Origin of the sequence: Erwinia sp. JH02 (assembly GCF_013074405.1) — a bacterium.
In the GTDB taxonomy this organism is placed as follows: domain Bacteria; phylum Pseudomonadota; class Gammaproteobacteria; order Enterobacterales; family Enterobacteriaceae; genus Erwinia; species Erwinia rhapontici.
In genome coordinates, this window is record NZ_JABANZ010000009.1 from 29850 (window position 1) to 51604 (window position 21755).

Here is a 21755-nt window from a genome sequence, read left to right on the forward strand (position 1 = left end):
GTTACCCATGCAACGTATCGTACTGGCCTGCGCAGCAGGCATGTCCACCTCAATGGTGGTGACGCGAATGGAAAAAGAAGCTGCTGCCCGTGGACTGGCATACCAAATCTATGCGATCCCGGAACAGAATCTGCGTGACGAGCTGGAAAACTACCCCGGCGAAGTGGCGGTGGTGCTGCTGGGGCCGCAGGTGCGCTTTAAGCTTGAAGAGAACCGCAAACTTACCGACAGCCACAATATCCCGATTGCGGTGATTGATTCGGTGGCTTATGGCACCCTTAACGGCGCAAAAGTACTCGATCAAGCGCTGGCTTTGGTAAGCTAGGCGTCATTGATGGTCATAATGATTTAAAAGGTGAAGCTCTGTGGACAAAGGTGCGCCTGCGCAGGAAAAAAAGCAGTATCAGGAAATCGGGCACGATCTGCGGCAGCAAATCATCGATGGCCACTACCCTGTTGGCTCTCGTCTGCCGCCTGAACGCAATATTGCGGAAACCTGGGGCGTCAGCCGCACCATTGTGCGTGAAGCGCTATTGATGCTGGAGCTGGAAGGAACGGTGGATATTCGCCAAAGCTCCGGCGTTTATGTGATGCGCATCCCGTCGGAAAGCAGTGACGAAGAGGAAGCATTTTTCCGCAGCGACGTCGGGCCGTTTGAGATGTTGCAGGCGCGCCAGCTGCTGGAGAGTAATATCGCCGCATTTGCGGCGAAAATGGCGACTAAAGCCGATATTGAAAACCTAAAACGCACCCTGGAGCAGGAGCAGCGCGCCATCGCCCTCGACGATAAAAGTCAGGACAATGACAAGCTGTTCCATCTGTTGCTGGCCGGGGCCACTCAGAATCAGATGCTGCTGGATACCGTCAACAGCATCTGGCGTCATCATGAGAGCAGCCCGCTGTGGCAGCAGCTGCGCGCCCATATTGAAACCCGCAGCTACCGGCTGAAATGGCTGGGTGATCATCAGACCATCCTCGCCGCGCTGCGTCGTCGTGATGTGATGGGATCGTGGCAGGCGATGTGGCAGCACCTGGAAAATGTGAAACACAGTCTGCTGGAGTTGTCAGATGCTGATGCACCCGACTTTGACGGCTATCTGTTTGAGTCCGTGCCGATTTTCCAGGGGAAGCTGGTGTGAGTTTGCTGCGCATTGTGCCGTTAACTACCGTGCCGGAACACCGCGAGACGATTATCGACTGGCAGTGGCGTGCATTTGGCAGCGATAACAGCCGCGACTTTTTTGCCAGTGTGATCGACAGCAGTTTGCACGGTGCCGATCTGCCGCTGACCTTTGTGGCGCTGGACGGCGATCGTCCGGTGGGTACCGTGGGATTATGGCGCTGCGATCTGATCAGTCGCCAGGATCTGTTTCCCTGGCTGGCGGCGCTGTACGTCGATGAAAGTTACCGGGGGCAGGGTTTAAGCGAACAGCTCCAGCAGACGGTGATCGACTGTTGTCATCAACGCGGTGATGCGAATCTGTATCTCTATTCAGCCTGTGCGGATTATTACGAGCGTTTTGGCTGGCAGTATATGGGCGATGCGTTGGATTATCCGGCGACGGCGGTGCGGTTGTATCATAAGGCGCTGAAATAAAACCGGGTCGGGCATGCCCAACCCCTACATCATCGGTGTATGTACACCGGGTCGGGCATGCCCAACCCCTACGTCATCGGTGGATGTACACCGGGTCGGGCATGCCCAACCCCTACGTCATCGGTGTATGTACACCGGGTCGGGCATGCCCAACCCCTACGTCATCGGAGGACGTACCCGTAGGGGCGAGGCATGCCTCGTCCCTGTTTACTGCGGTGCTCCGACCGAATGACGCCGCACCAGCGTCGGGCTGAAAAGATTCGTAATCTCCGGCAGTGGCTGATTGTGCGCCAGCGCCAGTGCCAGTTCCGCCGCCTGCTGTGCCATCGTCACAATCGGATAGCGCACCGTGGTCAGACGCGGCCGCACATAGCGTGAAACCAGCACGTCATCAAAACCAATCAGCGACATCTCTTCCGGCACCCGCACGCCATTGTCGCTCAGCACGGCCAGCGCACCCGCCGCCATCGAATCGTTATAACAGGCTACGGCACTGAAGGTTTTTCCCTGGCCGAGCAGTTCTGTCATCGCCTGTTCACCGCCCACTTCATCCGGTTCGCCGAAGGCCACCAGCCGGTCATTACAGGGTAAGTTGTGCTCTTTCAACGCATCGTAATAGCCTTGCAGGCGGTCGGTAGCGTCAGAAATGGAATGCGTTGAGCAAATATAGGCAATGTTAGTGTGTCCCTGCTGGATCAGATAGCGCGTTGCCAGCCAGGAGCCGTAACGGTCATCCAGTGCAATACAGCGGGTTTCAAAACCCGGTAACACGCGGTTCAACAGCACCATCCCTGGGATCTGCTTCATCAACGGCACCAGCTCGGCATCAGGAACCTGCTTGGCATGGACCACCAGCGCCGCGCAGCGGTGACGCATCAGTTGCTCAATCGCCTGACGTTCTTTCTGCTCATTATGGTAACCGTTACCAATCAGCAAAAAATTACCGGTTTCCCAGGCGACAGAATCGACAGCTTTGACCATGGCACCGAAAAACGGGTCGGAAACATCCCCGACCACCAGACCGATGGTTTCCGTCGACTGTTGAGCCAGCGCCCGTGCATTGGCGTTCGGGTGGTACTGTAAGGACTCCATCGCGCTGGTTACGGCCAGGCGCGAACTTTCACTGGCTTTAGGGGAGTGATTAATCACACGCGACACGGTCGCCACCGAAACGCCCGCGAGCCTGGCAACATCCTTTATCGTAGCCATTCGTTAAATGTCTTCCTGGGTAAGCGTTTACATTGCCATTAGTGTTGCGGAAAGCGCCAGTGACTGCAAGCCTGCATCGCCCCGCAGAATGTCGCAGCCATCGCAAAGCCGATCGATAAACGGCCTGTGCCGCTGCAGGATGAAAAATGATATTCTGAGTTTCCAGAAAAATACCTGCTGAGTCGATCCTGTCATGACGATTAAAAAAGTGCCACATCTTGCCCACTGGGGTGCCTTTAGCGCCGTAGTTGAAGACGGGAAACTGCTCCGCTGTGAGCCTTTTTTCGCCGATCAGGATCCGTCACCGATGCTCAACAGCATCCCCGAACTGGTCTACTCCGATAAACGTATCCGTAAACCGATGGTACGTCGGTCGTGGCTGGCATCCCGTGAAAAGAGTGACCGCACCCTGCGCGGACGTGAAGATTTTGTTGAAGTGGACTGGGACACCGCGCTGGACCTAGTGGCTGAAGAGAATCGCCGCGTGCGCGATCGTTACGGTGCCAGCGCCATCTTCAACGGTTCTTACGGCTGGTCTTCTGCCGGACGCGTTAACCATGCGCGTACTCTGGTCCGACGTTTCTATAATCTGGGCGGTGGCGGCATCGACCAGCAGGGCAACTACAGCTGGGGCGCGGCACAGTTCTTCCTGCCGTATGTGATTGGCACCTACATGCCGCTCACCGGGCGCGTGACCGACTGGCCGAGCGTGGTTTCACACTGTGAGATTTTTATCGCTTTTGGCGGGCTGGCGCTGAAAAACAGCCAGGTGGCTTCGGGGGGCGCAGGGGAGCACAGCCTGAAGCCAGCATTGCTTCAACTGGCGGCGAAAGGCACCCCGGTGGTGAATATCAGCCCAATGCGCGATGACTGCCCGGCGTTTGTTAACGCCGAGTGGATCCCTATCCGCCCGAATACGGACGTGGCCCTGATGCTGGCCCTGGGCTATGAAATTGAACGCCTGGGTGCCGTCGATAACGCCTTCCTGCAATCCCACTGCGTGGGGTACCCGCAGCTGCGTGCTTACCTGCTGGGTGAGGGTGACGGCCAGGCGAAAACACCGCAGTGGGCCAGCGAGATCACCGGCATTCCGGCGGCGCGTATTGCTCTGCTGGCAAAACAGCTGTGCGGTAAACGCAGCTTTATTACCTGCTCTTATTCCGTGCAGCGCGCGCATCGTGGCGAACAGCCTTACTGGATGATGATTGCGCTCTCGTCCATGCTGGGTCAGCCGGGGCTGCCCGGCGCCGGATTCTCGTTTGGCCACGGTTCGATGAACAGCGTAGGCAACCCGCGAACGGAAGGGCCATCGCCGCTGATGTCTGCCGGATTCAATCCGATTGCCGATCTGGCGATCCCGGTGGCGCGTATCAGCGATATGTTACTGAACCCCGGCACGGAATATACCTTCCAGGGGGAAACGCACACCTATCCTGATATTCATCTGGTTCACTGGGCAGGCGGAAATCCGTTCCATCATCATCAGCAGCTTAATCGTCTGGTGGAAGGCTGGCAGCGCCCGGACACAGTGATTGTGCAGGATATTGTCTGGACGCCCGCAGCACAGATGGCCGATATCGTCCTGCCGGTGACAACCTCGCTGGAGCGCAATGATATTGGTGGATCGTCAAAAGACCGCTTTGTGCTGGCAATGCACCAGGCGATTAACCCGCAGCATCAGGCACGCAACGACTTTGATATCTTTGCCGATATCGCCGAGCGTCTGGGCTATCGCAATACCTTTACGGAAAACCGTAACGAGCGCCAGTGGATAGAGCATCTCTACCAGCAGTGCGCGGTGGCGCATCATGGCAAAGGCATTGATTTCCCGGAGTTCGACACCTTCTGGCAGCAGGGGCATGTGGAGATCCCGCCTTCTGAGAAGGACTGGGTATTTATGGACGATTTCCGCCGCGATCCGGTTGCTCACCCGATTAAAACCGCCAGCGGTAAGATCGAGCTGTTCTCAGAAACCATTGCCGGGTATCAGCTGCCAGACTTTGGCCCACACCCGGAGTGGCAGCCGCCGCAGGAGTGGCTGGGTGCGCCGATTGGCCAGCGTTTCCCGCTGCATATGATCTCCATTCAGCCGCATGATCGTCTGCACAGCCAGATGGACGCCACGCCATCGGTACAGGCGAATAAAACGGCCGGACGTGAAACCTTGCTGATGCATCCACAGGATGCCGCAGCGCGGGGTATTAGCGATGGCGATGTGATTGAGGTCAGTAACGATCGTGGCATCATGCAGGCGGGTGTGCGCATCAGCGACGGCGTGAGCCCGCAGGTGGTACTGATTGCCACCGGGGCATGGTTTAATCCGGGCTTCGGTAAAGCCTGGAAACCTTACGACCAAGCCGGGAATCCGAACGTGCTGACGTTGGATATTGGCACCTCGTCCCTGACCCAGGGGCCGAATGCTATGAGCTGCCTGGTGGAGATCAGAAAAGCGGATGTCACTGCCTGAGCATTTCACTATTAGCAAGGTGTGCCGATTTACGAGAGAGATTGCATAAAACCCTATAAATCACATAGCTGGTTACATTTTGCGGGTAACTGTTGCGATTCCTGAGTAGCGGCTTAACGCGCAGGGTTGCTACAGTTCAAGTCCCAGAGGTATTGATGGGTGAACATCAAAAAGTTTTTAACGCTTTGTTTCACCAACCTGCGCAGATGCGCAGGTTTTTTTTGCCATTTATTTGGGTTTTTTATGTTAACCATCTGATTTATTTCTTCTTTTTTGAATGCGCTTCAGGCTGTTCTCCGGCTGTGTCACTCACGATCTGAAACACAGTTTCCCTGTCATCTCCACAGCATTTTTTGTATAACTGCCAGCAAGTTATCTCCCAGCCTGCACCGGAACCTACATGCCCCCGTTTAAACGAAACTCGGCGAAATCTCAGCCTGCACCCACGTTCAACCCTGTGCGATTCCGGGTGGTCTGTCTGGGGGTTCTGGCTTGCCTGGTCTTTCTGCTGGCGAGCGTGGCCGATTTACAGCTGATCAACCATCCGATGCTGGAAAAACAGGCCGATGAACGCTCATTACGTACCGTCACCCTGCCGACTAACCGGGGAACGCTGCTGGATCGTAACGGCGAAGCGCTGGCGTTAAGCGTGCCGTCACGCGATGTGATTGCCGACCCGCAACGTGTGCTGGAAGGGCACCCTGATTTTACCAGTCCCAAGTGGGAATATCTTGCCAATGCGCTGGAGCAACGCCCTGAGCAACTTGCCGCGCAGATTAATGCCAATCCGAAACGCCGCTTTCTTTACCTCGGGCGTAAAATTGAATTAGGGATTGCCAAAGATATCGTCAAGTTGCATCTGGCCGGGATCACCACGGTTTACGACGACAGTCGTTACTACCCGATGAGTGAGGCAACGGCACCCCTGCTCGGTATTGTCGGGGCGGATAATGCCGGGCTGACCGGGCTGGAAAAGGGCTTTGATAAGCTATTACAGGGCACACCCGGCGTGGAAAAATACCGTCAGGATGCCAGTGGCAATATCGTTGCGATGATTAACTATGAGCCGCCACAGCAGCCCCCCACCGTGCAGCTCAGCATTGATAAATTTGATCAGTACACCCTCTACAGCAAACTGCGCGATGGGGTACTCCTGAATAAGGCGGACTCGGGTGCGGCGGTGTTGGTGAAAATCGATACCGGGGAGATCCTCGGAATGGCGTCCTATCCGTCCTTTAATCCCAACAACTTTGTCGATGTCTCCCCTGCGCAGATGCGCAACACGGCCATCAATGACAGTTTTGAACCCGGATCAACGGTGAAACCGCTGGTGGTGATGGAAGGGCTGGCACGTAAACTGGTGCGCCCGGATTCGGTACTGGATACCACGCCTTATCGCGTCAATGGCCACTTGATCCGCGACGTTGGCCACTGGCCGCGTCTGACCATGACCGGTATTCTGCAAAAATCCAGTGATATTGGCGTGTCGCACATTGCCCTCGCGATGCCGGCAGAGGTGTTGGTAAATACCTACCATGCGTTTGGTCTCGGTAAGCCCACCGGATTAGGTTTGACCGGGGAAAGCGTGGGCTACTTCCCGCTGCACCGTGAGCGCTGGGCCGATATCGAGCGTGCGACCTTCTCCTTTGGCTACGGCCTGCGCGTGACACCACTGCAGATTGCGCGAGAATACGCCACTCTGGGGTCTTTTGGTGTTTATCGGCCACTGTCCATCACGAAGGTCAGCCCGCCTGTGGCGGGCCGCCGCGTGGCGGATGAAGACACGGTACGTGCCGTCGTGCATATGATGGAAAGTGATGCCTTACCGGGCGGCAGCGGGGTGCGTGCTGCTGTGCCGGGTTATCGTCTGGCCATAAAAACCGGTACGGCAGAAAAGATGGGCGACAGCGGCAAATATGATGGCGGCTATATCAACTACACCGCCGGAGTGGCTCCCGCCAGTAACCCGCAGGTGGCGTTGGTGATTATGATCAACCATCCGACGGCAGGCGATCACTTCGGTGGATCGGTCGCCGCCCCGGTATTCGGCAACATTATTGGCCCGGTACTGAAGCATATGAATATCGCCCCGGATGCGATTTACCATCCGGGCTGATCCCTCAGAGTCACACCGCCAGCCCACGCCTTTGCGTGGGTTTTTTTTTACCCCTTCAATCTCTATTTCACCATTTTATCCTGTTAGTTTCTTTTACTGACAACTTTTCTGTGGTGCGTACACGAATCGACAAAATAAGCACAGGCCAAAGGGCTAAGGTGGGACACCACGGTGCAGTAACGCATTCCATTGTGTCGTGTCAGCCCCCTGAGGTGTTGGTAGCGCTGCGGGGGGCGTTTTTGACCTTCAGGAACCGATAATATGCCGAAACTTAAAGACAGGACGCCAAAAACTGGCGGCCGTTCAGCCGCCTTTCAGCTACGCATCCACCCTCAGCTGCACGATCAGTTGAGAATGATCACCGACAATGACAATGTGACGCTCGCCTGCTGGCTGAAGGATCTGGCCCGGCGTGAACTCAGAAGGAGGGGCGTTGAGCCACTGGGTTAACCAGGGCATTAATTGCAGGAGGCAACAGCTATCAGCATCCGCCAACCGATGCGGCACGAGAAGCTTACTCGTCGCGTTTCGATAAAGAACTTAGCGGAAACTTAACACAGCCAGATTTTTGCACCCTCTATAATGCCCTTCTTTTATGAGAGTAATCACTCTCGTTATTAATTTTAAAGCTATCTAATTGAGACTTCACCATGCGCTTAAGGATTCTTCCCGCGAGTTTGCTTTTTTTGCTGGCCGCCTGCGACCAGACCACGACCCCGCCTCAAGACACGTCCGTTCAGGTCGGTATCAGCACCTTACACAGTGAGCCGGTCACGTTGTTTAAACAGTTACCGGGCCGAACCACGGCCATCCGTACGGCAGAAGTGCGCCCCCAGGTCAGCGGTATTGTCCTTAAACGCCTGTTCACGGAGGGGAGCGAAGTGAAAGCGGGACAATCGCTTTATCAGATAGACCCCGCCAGTTATCAAGCCTCCTACGACAAAGCACTGGCGACCTTGATCAACGCGGACAAAGTGGCAGCGCGCTACAAACCGCTGGCCGCTGCTCATGCCATCAGTCAACAGACCTACGACGACGCGGTAGCCACTGCGCGTGAAGCGAAAGCCGATGTCGAAACGGCGCGCGTTAACCTCAATTACACCCAGGTACGGGCGCCCATCTCCGGTCATATCGGGCGTTCACTGTCGACCGAAGGGGCGCTGGTGACCAACGGGCAAAGCAGTTATATGAGTCTTATCCAGCAGCTCGACCCCATTTATGTCGATGTCAGTACCTCGTCACTGGATCTCATCGCGCAGCGTCGCGCACTGGCCGAAGGGCTGTTAAAAAAAGTGGGAGATCATGCTGCGGCGGTAAAACTGACGCTGGAAGATGGTTCTCTCTATCCGCAAGAGGGGCGGCTGGAGTTCTCGGAAGTGACGGTGGATGAAAGCACCGGCAGCGTTACGTTGCGTGCCATCTTCCCCAATCCGAAACGTGAACTGCTGCCGGGCATGTTTGTCCACGCCAGTTTCCCGCAGGGGATCGCCGAACAGGGCATTCTGGTGCCGCAGGAATCGATCATGCATGACACCAAAGGTCGGCCTTATGTCTACCTGGTGGACGCGGACAACCGCATCAAGGAGCAGTCGATCACCACCGGTCAGATGATCGGTCACAAATGGTTGGTGAATTCCGGACTGAAATCGGGCGACCGGGTGGTCGTGAATGGGCTGCAAACTGTGCAGGCCGGAACGCGAGTGACCACCACTGCCAGCACGAGTGGGTCATCGAACGCCTCGAAAGTCAATCTGACTACCACCGACGCATCGGCGCAGTAGCAAGGAAACCCTGATGTCTAAATTTTTTATTGAACGTCCCATCTTTGCCTGGGTGATCGCTATTGTGGTGATGTTGGTGGGGGGACTGTCGATTTTGAGTCTGCCCATCAACCAGTACCCGAATATTGCCCCCCCGGCGATTTCGGTGCAGGTAGCCTATCCGGGTGCGAGCGCAGAAACGACGCAAAATACCGTGGTGCAGGTCATTGAACAGCAGTTGAACGGGCTGGATAACCTGCGTTATATCGAATCACAAAGTAACAGTGACGGCAGTGCGTCAATCATCGTCACCTTTAATCAGGGCACAGACCCGGATATTGCCCAGGTGCAGGTGCAGAACAAAGTGTCGCTGGCTGAATCACAATTACCGACCGAAGTGGTGAATCAGGGGATCAACATCCGTAAGTACCAGGCCAACTTTATGCTGGTGGTCGGGCTGACGTCGAGTAATCCCAAGCTGAGTAATGGCGATCTCGCTGACCTGATGGTGTCGAAATTACAGGACCCGATTGCGCGCAGCAACGGCGTGGGGGATTTTATGGTGATGGGGGCCGAGTACGGAATGCGTATCTGGCTCGACCCGGCAAAACTGTATAAATACCAGCTGGTTCCCAGCGATATCACTACGGCGATCAGCCAGCAGAACGTGCAGGTTTCCAGCGGTAAACTCGCCGGATTACCGACGGTGTCGGGCGCAAGATTCAGTGCGACTATCGTCGGGAAAACCCGTCTGCAGTCAGTGGAGCAGTTCAAAAATATTCTGTTAAAGGTCAATGCTGATGGTTCACAGGTGCGCCTGCGTGACGTGGGCGGTATCGATCTTGGCCCACAGGATTACAGCATTTCCTCCACCTTTAACGGTGAACCGTCGGTCGGTATTGCACTGCGCCTTGCCAGTGGCGGTAACGTGCTGGATGCGATCAACAGCGTGCGACATACCGTTGACGGCATTAAACCTTTCCTGCCGGAAGGGGTGAAAGTCAATTTCCCGTACGATACAGCACCCGTTGTCAGTGCCTCGATTGAGGAAGTGGTGAAAACGCTGATCGAAGCGATTGTGCTGGTCTTCATGGTCATGCTTTTGTTCCTGCAAAACCTGCGTGCCACGCTGATTACCACGATGGTGGTTCCGGTGGTGCTGCTGGGCACATTCGGTATTCTTGCGGCCTGCGGTTACACCATCAATATTCTCACGATGTTTGGAATGGTGCTGGCCATCGGGCTGTTGGTGGATGACGCTATCGTGGTGGTGGAAAACGTCGAACGTGTGATGCACGACGAAGGGCTGGATCCGAAAGCCGCCACGATTAAGTCCATGCAGCAGATTCAAGGAGCACTACTGGGGATTGCGCTGGTGCTGTCAGCGGTGCTGCTGCCGATGGCCTTCTTCAGTGGTTCCACCGGGGTTATCTATCGCCAGTTCTCAATCACTATTGTCTCTGCGATGGCGCTCTCGGTGCTGATGGCGATGATTTTCACCCCTGCACTCTGCGCCACGCTGCTGAAAGCGACCTCTGCCGAGCATAAAACCACCGGGATGGCGGGCTGGTTTAACCGTAAATTCGACACCGGGACGCTTTATTACACCCGCGGCGTGAGTCGCGTTATTTCCAAACGAAAGCTGTTCCTGGTGATCTACGTGGCCATTATCGCCGCAACAGGTTATCTGTTTACCCGCGTACCCACCTCATTCCTGCCGGATGAGGACCAGGGGGTGATGATGGTGCAGGTGACGCTGCCCGCCAATGCCTCCAGTGGACGCACCCAGGAGGTGCTGAATGACATTGGTGGCTGGTTGCTGAAGAACGAACCTGAGGTTAAATCGGTCTTCTCGCCGAATGGCTTCAGTTTTGCCGGGCGTGGGGAAAATGTCGGCATGTCCTTCGTGCTGTTGAAACCCTGGGACCAGCGTAACAGCGAGCAGTCGGTGCAGAAACTGGCCGCCCGCACGATGGCGCACTTCGCCACACTCAAAGATGCCAAGGTGTTTGCTCTGGTACCGCCAGCCGTTATGGAGCTGGGGAATGCGACCGGCTTCGACTTCTTCCTGCAGGACGTCAATAACCAGGGGCATGCCGCACTGATGGCCGCGCGTAATCAATTCCTGTCGATGGCAGCGAAAGATAAGCGCCTGTTCGCTACCCGTCCGAACGGGATGGAAGATGAGCCGCAATATCATCTGATTATTGATGATGAACGTGCGCGGGCGCTGGGCCTCAGCCTGGAAGATGTTAACGATACGCTCTCCACGGCCTGGGGTTCGAGCTACGTGAACCAGTTTATCTATAACGCCCGCGTTAAGAAGGTCTACGTGCAGGGTAACGCGGGGTCGCGTGTGACACCGGAAGACCTCGACAAATGGTACTTCCGTAATGCCAGTGGCGACATGGTCCCTTATTCCGCCTTCGGGAGTGGCAAATGGGAATACGGTTCACCGCGCTATGAGCGCTTTAACGGTGCCTCATCGGTGGAGATTATGGGCTCGCCTGCGCCTGGGTATAGCTCGGGTGATGCGGTAAAAGCTGTCAACGAGATTGCCGCCAAACTGCCCAAAGGGTTCCGTGTTGGCTGGCATGGGTTGTCCTACGAGGAACAGATGTCCGGTTCACAGACTCCGGCGCTGTATACCATTTCCATTCTGATGGTCTTCCTCTGCCTTGCCGCACTGTATGAGAGCTGGTCGATCCCATTCTCGGTGCTGATGGTGGTACCGATGGGCGTGTTAGGCACCATTCTTGCGGTGTTGATGCGTGGCCTGGAAAATGACGTCTTCTTCCAGGTGGGGCTGCTGACGACTGTCGGACTGGCTGCCAAAAATGCCATTCTGATTGTCGAGTTTGCCAAAGATCTGCATGAAAATCAGGGAAAAGGACTGGTGGAAGCCGCAATTGAAGCGGCGAAACTGCGTATCCGGCCAATCATTATGACCTCAATGGCCTTTGTGCTCGGCGTGCTGCCGTTGACGATGTCTCACGGTGCCGGTGCGGGAAGCCAGCACTCGATAGGGACTGCCGTCGTCGGCGGGATGATCACTGCGACCTTCCTGGCCATCTTCTTCGTGCCGATGTTTTACGTTGTGGTTGCCCAGCGTTTTACCGCGAAGAAAAAACCGAAAACTGAGGTTGAAGAACATGATGCGTAAGTCTTTCTCCCAGGGGATCTTGCCTCTGACGATGATCCTCACGGGGTGTACTATGGCCCCAGACTATCATCGCCCGGCTTTACCCGTTGCAGCGCATTACGAGAGTCAGGGGGGGGCGGTGCGTGGTGATGGCGCGGACATCCGCTGGCAGAACTTCTTTACCGACCCGGTTATGCACAGGCTGATCGCCAGTGCGCTGTCCAACAACCGTGACCTGCGGGTGGCGGCGCTGAATGTGGAGGTGGCGCGTTCGCAGGTGCAAGTTGATCGCGCCGCCCTGATGCCATCGCTTGATTTCAATGCCAGCGATAGCGCCACGCATCTCCCGGGGAATCTCTATAGCACGCAGAGCAGCGGACCGGTGACGTATCACCAACTGAATACCAGCCTGGGTGTCACCGCCTGGGAACTGGACTTCTTTGGTCGTTTGCAAAGCCTGCGCGATCAGGCACTGGAAGCGTGGCTGGCCAGCGCGGCCACGCAAAGGGCAACGCAGATCACCCTGATTGCTGAAGTGGCTTCTGGCTATCTTTCGCTGTGTTCCGATAACGATCTGCTGAAACTGGCGCAGGATACGGCAAAAAGCCAGCAGGACTCCTGGGATCTGACGAAACGCAGCTATGACGGCGGCGTGGCCAGCGAACAGGATCTGGTACAGGCCGAAACGGCGGTACGTGCGGCGCAGGCGGATATTGCGACCTACAGCCGCCAGGTACGCCAGGATGTTAATGCACTGAGGCTACTGGTGGGCAGCGATCTGCCCGCCAGTCTGCTGGCCGGCGCCCGTTTGCAGAAAGCATGGAACTTCCCGGCCACGCCGGCCGGGTTGCCTTCCGACCTGCTGACGCATCGCCCGGATATTATCGCCGCTGAACACACGTTAAAGGCGGCGAATGCCAACATCGGTGCGGCACGTGCTGCGTTCTTCCCCAGCATTTCACTGACGGCGGCGGGAGGTTCCACCTCTGCGGCCTTTAGCCATCTGCTGTCGGGTGGCACGGCCGCCTGGTCATTTGGGCCCAGTATCAATTTGCCCATCTTCGATGGCGGGGTGAACTCGGCCAATCTGGATATCGCCAAACTGCAAAAACGCATTCAAATTGCGGATTATGAGAAGACGATTCAGACGGCATTTAAAGAGGTGGGGGATGCCCTGGCCGGGCAGGAAACCTACCAGGATGAGTTGAAAGCACGTCAGTTAGATGAAATCGCGAACCAGCGTAACTTCGATTTTGCCAACGTGCGCTACCGGGAAGGCGTGGACAATTATCTGAATGTACTGGTGGCACAACGCTCGCTGTATGCGGTGCAGCAATCATTGATTACCACCCGTCTCGGGCAGCTAAACCAGCAGATTACACTGTATAAAGCACTGGGAGGGGGATGGAAATCGTGAAGAAATGAGATGAAATCTTTTACTTATTACGAAATTCTTACGCGGTGAGGATAGAATTTCAGCAGTTAAATAGATGATAATAGGAATTACTATCAACAACGGTTGATGGTTTTGTGGGTCAGGCGTGCCTGACCCCTACGCATGATGCAGTGTTCACGTAGGCGTACCTACGCATGTTGCACAGTGTTAGCGCAGGGGCCAGGCGTGCCTGACCCCTACGTATGATGCAGTGTTCACGTAGGCGTACCTACGCATGTTGCACAGTGTTAGCGCAGTGGCCAGGCGTGCCTGACCCCTACGCATGATGCAGTGTTAACGTAGGCGTACCTACGCATGTTGCACAGTGTTAGCGCAGGGGTCAGGCGTGCCTGACCCCTACGTATGATGCAGTGTTAACGTAGGCGTACCTACGCATGTTGCGGTGTTAGCGTAGGGGCCAGGCATGCCTGGCCCACATTAAATTTCTGTCGCGGCGGTGATTACCGGCGTGTTTATCCTCTTGCTGCATCTTATTGAACAGAGCCTCATGACCGTTACCTCCCCGAAGAAGTCGCACGCCCGGCGTAAAATCATCCTCTGCGTTATTTTGCTATTGCTCGCCGCTGCTCTGGCCTGGCGTTTCTGGCCGCACGGTCAGAACGGAGCCGGTGGCCCTGGCGGTATGCGTGGCCCGGGGGGCCCGGGTGGGCCAGGACAGACGATGGCGGGCATGACGACGCCAGTGCACACTGGCCCCGTGGTGCTGGCTGATGTGCCGGTCTATCTGACGGCGCTGGGTACGGTGATCCCCAATGCGACGGTGACCGTGACCAGCCGTGTCGACGGACAGCTGACGCACGTCTGGTTCAAAGAGGGGCAGAAAGTGGCCGCCGGCCAGGTGCTGGCGCAGATCGACCCGCGCAGCTACCAGGCAACGCTGGCGCAGTATCAGGGCGATCTGAACCAAAATCAGGCACTGCTGAAAAGCGCGCAACTGACGCTGGCCCGTTATCAAAAACTGTATGCTCAGGACTCGCTGGCGCGTCAGGACCTCGATACCCAGATCGCCACGGTCGGGCAGTACAGCGGGGCGGTCAAAGCCGACCAGGCACAGATTGACGCCGCCAGACTCAATATTGAATATGCGCGTATCACCGCCCCGATCAGCGGGCGCGTTGGCCTGCGTCTGGTGGATGCCGGTAATATGGTGCAGAGCAGCTCAACGACCGGGCTGGTGACCATCACACAGACGCAACCCGCCGCCGTCACCTTCAGCGTGCCGCAGAGCAATATTCCCACGTTGCTGAAAGCACTGCACAACGATCAAAGCCTGCCTGCCACCGCGTTCGACCAGCAGGGTAGCAGCGAGCTGGCGCAGGGGGAAGTGCAGTTCATCAGTAACCAGATTGATACCAGCACAGGCACCGTTACGCTGAAAGCGCAGTTTGCCAACCTCGACGAGTCGCTCTATCCCAATCAGTTTGTTAACCTGCGCCTGCAAACCAGCACTCTGAAACAGGCGACGGTGATCCCCGGGCAAGCGCTGCAACTGAGCAGCGATGGCAGCTTTGTGTACGTGGTCAATAAAGACAACACGGTGACCCGCAAAGCGGTGAAAACCGGGCCGGTGTTTGGCAGCGACCAGCAGGCGATCCTTGAAGGCGTCAGCGCCGGTCAGCAGGTGGTGACGGAAGGCATCGACCGTCTGACTGACGGCAGTAAAGTCTCGGTGGTCACCGCCGAAGAGACGGCCGCCGCTATCGGGGGCAAGAAAGCGCAATGAACCCATCGCGCATCTTTATCGAACGCCCGGTAGCCACCATCCTGCTGATGGTGGGCGTGCTGATTTCCGGTATTTTTGCCTACCGTATGCTCTCCACATCGGCGTTGCCGCAGGTGGATTATCCGACCATTCAGGTCACCACACTCTATCCCGGTGCCAGCCCGGATGTGATGGCCTCATCCGTGACGGCACCGCTGGAGCGCCAGCTTGGGCAGATGTCAGGCCTCAGCCAGATGGCCTCCAGCAGTTCCAGCGGTTCGTCGGTGATCAGCCTGAAGTTCTCTCTCGATCTGTCACTGGATGTGGCCGAACAGGAAGTGCAGGCGGCGATCAATGCCGCCGACAGTCTGCTGCCAACCGACTTACCCAATCCGCCGACCTATAAAAAGGTCAACCCGGCGGACAGCGCGGTGATCACCTTAGCCGCCAGTTCAGACACGCTGCCGCTGACCAAAGTGCAGGATTTGGTGAACACCCGTATTGCGCTAAAACTGTCACAGATTTCCGGGGTGGGCATGGTGACGCTGGCCGGGGGGCATCAGCCTGCCATCCGCGTGCAGATGGACCCGAAAGCGCTGGCCGCACATGGCCTGACGCTGGAGGACGTCAATACGCTGGTCAGCAACAGCAACGTCAATGGGTCGAAAGGGGGCTTTGATGGTCAGTACCATTCGGTCACCATCGATGCCAACGATCAGCTGCGCACTGCCGCTGAATACGGCAACCTGATCCTGACCTGGAAAAATGGCTCGGCGCTGCGTCTGCGCGACCTGGCGCACATTGAAGAAGCGGCTGAGAATACTTATCAGTCGGCGTGGGCCAATAACGCACCGGCGATTGTCATCAGCGTGCAGCGCCAGCCGGGCGCTAACGTGATTTCGGTAGTGGACAGCATTAAAGCGCAGCTGCCGACACTCCAGGCCGCGCTGCCGGACGGCGTCAAAGTCACCGTGCTGTCGGATCGTACCCAGACCATTCGCGCATCGATTAGCGATGTGCAGTTTGAGCTGATGCTGTCGATTGCGCTGGTGGTGATGGTGACCTTCCTGTTCCTGCGCAACGTTGCGGCGACGCTGATCCCAAGCGTTGCCGTGCCGCTGTCGCTGGTGGGCACCTTTGGCGTGATGTATCTCGCCGGATTCAGCCTCAATAACCTGTCGCTGATGGCGCTGACGGTAGCCACCGGTTTCGTGATTGATGATGCCATTGTGGTGGTGGAGAACATCTCCCGCCGTCTGGAAAAGGGCGAAAGCCCGATGGAAGCCGCACTGAAAGGCTCGCAGCAGATTGGCTTTACCATTATTTCCCTGACGTTCTCGCTGATTGCGGTACTGATCCCGCTGCTGTTTATGGGGGATGTGGTGGGGCGATTGTTCCGCGAATTTGCCATCACGCTGGCAGTGTCAATACTGGTTTCCATGCTGGTGTCGCTCACCCTGACGCCGATGCTGTGTGCCTATTTGTTGCGCCATATTCCTGCACACCGCCAGACGCGCTTCTACCGCAAAGGCGGCGAGTTCTTTGACAAGCTGGTGGCCGGATATGATCGCTTGCTGACCGTCGTCCTCAACCATCAACGGCTAACGCTGTGTGTCGCGTTAGCCACCCTGGCCCTGACGGCGTTGCTCTATCTGGTGGTGCCGAAGGGGTTCTTCCCGGCGCAGGACACCGGGTTGATCCAGGGCGTCACCGTCGCCTCTCAGGATGTGTCATTTAAAGAGATGTCACGGCGTCAGCAGCAGCTGGCGGAAATTATCCTGAAAAACCCGGCGGTCGAAAGCCTCTCTTCGACGGTGGGGATCGACGGCAGTAATACCAGCCTGAACAGCGGCCGTTTGCAGATTAACCTCAAGTCGTTTGACGAGCGCGATGAACGCGCCGACAGCGTAATTGCCGAGCTGCAACAGGCGACGGCGGGGGTGCCGGGCATCTCACTGTATCTGCAATCCGCGCAGGATCTGACGGTGAACGATCAGGTTACCCCGGATCGCTACCAACTGACGCTTGATGATGCGGATAGCCAGAACCTGGTGGCGTGGTCCCCGAAGCTGGTCAGCGCATTGCAGCAGCGCCCGGAATTCAGCTCGGTGGTCAGTAACCTGCAGGATCAGGGGCAGGTGGCATACGTTGAGCTGAACCGCGATGCCGCCGCCCGTTACGGCATTACTGCCTCAGACGTAGACACCGCGCTGTATAACGCCTTTGGTCAGCGCCTGATCTCCACCATTTTCACCCAGTCGAATCAGTATCGCGTGGTGCTGGAAGTGGCGCCTGCATTCCAGCAGTCTCCGGCCTCGTTTGATGATATCTATCTGCAACCCTCAACCAGCAGCAGTGCGTCATCATCAACCAGTACAACCAGCACCAGCACGACCAGCAGCAGTTCAACGGACAGCACAACGAGCACCACCACCAGTGGCATGGTGAAACTGACCTCGGTCGCCAGCATACACCTGCGTACCGGATCGCTGGTACATATGCGGCTGAATCAATTCCCGGCGGTGACTGTCTCCTTCAATCTCAATGATGGCTATTCGCTGGAACAGGCGCAGCAGGCCATCAGTGAGGAGAGCACTTCACTGGCGGTGCCGCAGTCGATTACCCTGCGTTATCAGGGCGAAGCGGCGGCATTCCAGAGTGCAACCGGCAATACGCTGTGGCTGATCCTCGCAGCGCTGCTGACCATGTATGTGGTACTGGGTATTCTTTACGAGAGCTTTATTCACCCGGTGACCATTCTCTCCACGCTGCCGTCGGCGGCGGTAGGGGCGCTGCTGACGCTGATGCTGGCGGATACCGAATTCAGCCTGATCGCACTGATCGGGGTGATCCTGCTGATCGGCATTGTGAAAAAGAACGCCATTATGATGATCGACTTTGCGCTGGAGGCCGAGCACAAGCAGCACCTCAGCCCCCGTGAGGCGATCCACCAGGCCTGCCTGCTGCGCTTCCGTCCGATTCTGATGACCACCATGGCGGCATTGCTGGGTGCGCTGCCGCTGATGCTGGCTTCCGGTTCGGGTGCAGAGCTGCGTCAGCCGCTGGGCCTGGTGATTGTTGGCGGGCTGATCTTCAGCCAGGTGCTGACACTGTTCTCCACCCCGGTGATCTACCTGTGGTTTGATGGACTGTCACTGCGCATGAAACGTTATCTGCGCCGCTCAGACGCCGCACGGGGGCGTGAATGAGTATGACGCGTCTGTTTATTTTCCGCCCGGTTGCCACGCTGTTACTCACGCTGGCGCTGGTGCTGCTGGGGGCGCTGGGCTATCGCCTGCTGCCGGTCGCCCCACTGCCTACGGTGGATTTCCCGACCATTATGGTATCGGCTGATCTGCCGGGGGCCAGCCCGGAAACGATGGCCGCCACAGTGGCCACGCCGCTGGAGCGCGCGCTGGGGCAGATTGCCGGTATCACTGAGATGACCTCGGAGAGTTCTCAAGGTTCGACCAATATCATCCTGCAGTTTGCCCTCGATCGCGATATTAACGGTGCGGCGCGCGATGTGCAGGCTGCCATCAACGCAGCGCGCAGCCTGCTGCCGAGCAGTATGCCGTCGCTGCCTACCTACCAGAAAGCCAACCCGTCCGATGCCCCGGTACTGATGATGGCGCTGTCCTCCACCACGCGCACCAGCGCTGAGCTGTACGATCTGGCCGACAGTAAAATCAAACAGAAGATCGCCCAGGTGACGGGCGTGGGGGATGTTTCCCTGCGCGGGAGTGCCCTGCCTGCGGTACGAATTGACCTGCAACCTCAGCAGTTAAGCCAGGCGGGTGTGTCACTGGACAGCGTGCGTGAAGCCATCGCTAACAGCACCACCAATTTGCCGAAAGGGAGGCTGGAAGGGAAAAGCCAGTCATGGATGGTGGACGGCAACGGCCAGCTCGATCAGGCCAGCCAGTACCGTAATTTGGTGGTCAGCTACAGCAACGGGCTTGCCATTCACCTGAGCGATGTCGCTAAGGTGTCTGATTCCGTGGAAGATAACTACAGCGCTGGTTTCTATAACGGTTCACCGTCGGTGACCATCGGTGTGACCCGTTCCGCCGGGGCTAACATGCTGGAGACCATCGATGGCATTAAAGCCCAACTGCCGCTGATTGAAAAAGATCTGCCCGCTGACGTGAAACTGACCATTGTGGTCGACCGTTCGCCCAACGTGCGCGCCTCGCTGTATGAAACCGAAGAGACCTTGCTGATTGCCATGCTGCTGGTCATCGGCGTGGTGTTTGTTTTCCTGCGCGATGTGCGTGCGCTGGTGATCCCGGCGCTGGCGCTGCCGGTATCGCTGATTGGCACCTGCGCGGTGATGTATTTGTGCGGCTACAGCCTCGATAACCTGTCGTTGATGGCGCTGATTATCGCCACCGGCTTTGTGGTGGATGATGCCATCGTGGTGCTGGAAAATATCACCCGCTACATCGAAGAGGGGCTCAGCCCGGTGCGCGCCTCGATCAAAGGTGCGCAGGAAGTGAGTTTCACCGTGCTGTCGATGACGCTGTCGTTGGTGGCGGTGTTTATCCCGATCCTGCTGATGGGCAGTATTGTCGGGCGCCTGTTCCGCGAGTTTGCCGTGACGCTCACCGCCTCACTGATTATCTCCATGCTGGTCTCACTCAGCCTGACCCCGATGCTCTGTTCGCGTCTGCTGAAGCGTAAACCGGCGGTGACGAAACGCCCACATCCGCTCTATCAGTGGATTGAAAATGGCCTCAACCGCCTGCTGGCTGCCTATGCCGCTGCGCTGACATGGGTGATGCGCCATCAGCGCCTGACGATGTTCAGCCTGCTGCTGACCGTAATCCTTAACGTCTTTCTCTATTCGGTGGTGCAGAAGGGATTCTTCCCGAACCAGGATACCGGGCTGCTGATGGGCATGATGCGTGCCGATCAGAACGTCTCATTCCAGGCGATGGAACCGAAAGTGAAAGCCTATGCAGCGATGATCGAAAAAGATCCGGCGGTGGATGGGGTGATGTCTTCGATGGGCAGCGGGGCATTTGGCTCGCGTAATACCGCCATGTTTTTCGTCCATCTGAAAGATTTCGACCAGCGTGATGCCAGTGCCAGCGAAGTGGCCAACCGCCTCAGCGGTAAAACCCAGAATGTGCCTGGCGTGGAGCTGTTCCTGATGGCGGCGCAGGATCTGCATATCGGCGGGCGCAGTGCGAATGCCTCGTATCAGTACAGCCTGCAGGCTGACGATCTGGATACGCTACGTATCTGGACACCGAAAGTGAAGGCGGCGCTGGAGCAGATCCCCCTGCTGACCAGCATTGACTCTGACTCGCAGACCGGCGGGCAGGAAGTGATGATCACTATCGATCGTGACCGCGCCACCCGGCTGGGCGTGGATGTGCAGATGCTGGATGACATGCTGAATAACGCCTTCAGCCAGCGTCAGGTTGCCACGCTTTACAAAACGCTGAATCAGTATCATGTGGTGATGTCACTCAGCCCGGAATGGACGCGCGACCCGGATACGCTCAACACGCTGTTTGTGGTCAATGACAGCGGCGATCGCATTCCGCTGTCGGCTTTTGCCAGCATCAGCGGCAGCAATGCACCCTTGTCGGTTAACCATCAGGGGCAGTCGGCCACCAGCACCATTGCCTTTAACCTCCAGGACGGTGCATCCCTTGAAGCGGCGCAGGCGGCAGTGAAAACGGCGATGGCAAAAATTGGCCTGCCGAACACCATTCAGGCCGGTTTTGCCGGCACCGCGCAGGCCTTTGCCGAGCTGAATGCCTCAATGCCGTGGTTGATCCTCGCGGCGCTGGCTGCGGTGTATATCGTGCTGGGGATGCTGTATGAAAGTTATATTCATCCGTTAACCATTCTCTCCACGCTGCCGTCCGCCGGGGTGGGCGCGCTGCTGCTGATGCTGTTAACCGGCACGGAGCTGACGGTGATCGCGCTGATCGGCATCCTGTTGTTGATTGGCATCGTGAAAAAGAACGCCATTATGATGATCGACTTTGCGCTGGCGGCCGAACGTAAGCAAGGAATGACACCACAACAGGCGATCACTCAGGCCTGTCTGATGCGCTTCCGTCCGATAATGATGACCACCCTGGCGGCGTTCTTCGGCGCACTGCCGCTGGCGCTGGGCAGCGGGGGAGATGCCGATCTGCGCAGCCCGCTGGGGCTGGCGATTGCCGGTGGCCTGGCCCTGAGCCAGTTACTGACCTTATTCACTACTCCGGTGGTGTACCTCTATCTTGACCGCGTCAGTCGTGCCACACGACGTCAGTGGCTGCGCCTGCGTCATGCTGAATAACT

13 protein-coding genes are annotated in these 21755 nt (G+C 57.1%); 12 read left to right on the plus strand and 1 reads right to left on the minus strand.

Features of this window, described 5'->3' with window-relative positions; all coding sequences use genetic code 11:
- Positions 1–7 precede the first annotated feature (7 nt).
- Genes HHI26_RS19680 through HHI26_RS19690 form a run of 3 tightly spaced genes read left to right on the plus strand, consistent with a single transcriptional unit; the run spans position 8 to position 1597 of the window.
- Positions 8–325: a PTS sugar transporter subunit IIB gene (locus HHI26_RS19680; RefSeq protein WP_133846102.1), complete on the plus strand. Its 318-nt coding sequence runs from the start codon at positions 8–10 to the stop codon at positions 323–325.
- 40 nt (positions 326–365) lie between these two features.
- A complete protein-coding gene (locus HHI26_RS19685) occupies positions 366–1139 on the plus strand; it encodes an FCD domain-containing protein (protein WP_133846101.1) in 774 nt (257 codons plus the stop codon).
- Between the two features lie 2 nt (positions 1140–1141).
- Positions 1142–1597, plus strand: coding sequence for a GNAT family N-acetyltransferase (locus HHI26_RS19690; protein ID WP_133846137.1), 456 nt, complete (start codon positions 1142–1144; stop codon positions 1595–1597).
- A 207-nt stretch (positions 1598–1804) separates the two neighbouring features.
- Here HHI26_RS19690 and galR read toward each other — a convergent pair whose 3' ends face one another.
- A complete protein-coding gene (gene galR, locus HHI26_RS19695; protein WP_133846100.1) occupies positions 1805–2806 on the minus strand; it encodes an HTH-type transcriptional regulator GalR in 1002 nt (333 codons plus the stop codon).
- 193 nt (positions 2807–2999) lie between these two features.
- On the opposite strand from galR, the gene HHI26_RS19700 reads away from it, so the two are divergent.
- The 9 genes from HHI26_RS19700 to HHI26_RS19740 all read left to right on the plus strand — a co-directional run bounded on the left by HHI26_RS19700 (position 3000) and on the right by HHI26_RS19740 (position 21753).
- Complete coding sequence (locus HHI26_RS19700) at positions 3000–5273, plus strand: molybdopterin guanine dinucleotide-containing S/N-oxide reductase (RefSeq protein ID WP_159337904.1); 2274 nt, start codon at positions 3000–3002, stop codon at positions 5271–5273.
- Between the two features lie 400 nt (positions 5274–5673).
- Positions 5674–7389 (plus strand): penicillin-binding transpeptidase domain-containing protein, encoded by a 1716-nt coding sequence (locus HHI26_RS19705; protein WP_133846097.1) that lies wholly within the window; start codon positions 5674–5676, stop codon positions 7387–7389.
- Between the two features lie 261 nt (positions 7390–7650).
- Positions 7651–7839, plus strand: coding sequence for a toxin-antitoxin system HicB family antitoxin (locus tag HHI26_RS19710; protein ID WP_133846096.1), 189 nt, complete (start codon positions 7651–7653; stop codon positions 7837–7839).
- A 200-nt stretch (positions 7840–8039) separates the two neighbouring features.
- On the plus strand, positions 8040–9170 hold the full coding sequence (locus tag HHI26_RS19715; RefSeq protein ID WP_159337906.1) for an efflux RND transporter periplasmic adaptor subunit: 1131 nt from the start codon (positions 8040–8042) through the stop codon (positions 9168–9170).
- 13 nt (positions 9171–9183) lie between these two features.
- Entirely contained in the window at positions 9184–12312 is a 3129-nt protein-coding gene (locus HHI26_RS19720) for an efflux RND transporter permease subunit (RefSeq protein WP_133846094.1), read from the plus strand.
- On the plus strand, positions 12302–13708 hold the full coding sequence (locus HHI26_RS19725) for an efflux transporter outer membrane subunit (protein WP_277395232.1): 1407 nt from the start codon (positions 12302–12304) through the stop codon (positions 13706–13708). Before HHI26_RS19720 ends, HHI26_RS19725 begins: the two co-directional genes overlap by 11 nt.
- A gap of 526 nt (positions 13709–14234) precedes the next feature.
- Positions 14235–15470 (plus strand): MdtA/MuxA family multidrug efflux RND transporter periplasmic adaptor subunit, encoded by a 1236-nt coding sequence (locus tag HHI26_RS19730; RefSeq protein WP_171149554.1) that lies wholly within the window; start codon positions 14235–14237, stop codon positions 15468–15470.
- Positions 15467–18658 carry an efflux RND transporter permease subunit gene (locus HHI26_RS19735; RefSeq protein WP_133846092.1) on the plus strand — a complete coding sequence of 1064 codons (3192 nt, stop codon included), beginning with the start codon at positions 15467–15469 and terminating at the stop codon, positions 18656–18658. The genes HHI26_RS19730 and HHI26_RS19735 overlap by 4 nt, the downstream gene beginning before the upstream one ends.
- Entirely contained in the window at positions 18655–21753 is a 3099-nt protein-coding gene (locus HHI26_RS19740) for an efflux RND transporter permease subunit (RefSeq protein WP_133846091.1), read from the plus strand. Before HHI26_RS19735 ends, HHI26_RS19740 begins: the two co-directional genes overlap by 4 nt.
- The last annotated feature ends 2 nt before the right edge of the window (positions 21754–21755 follow it).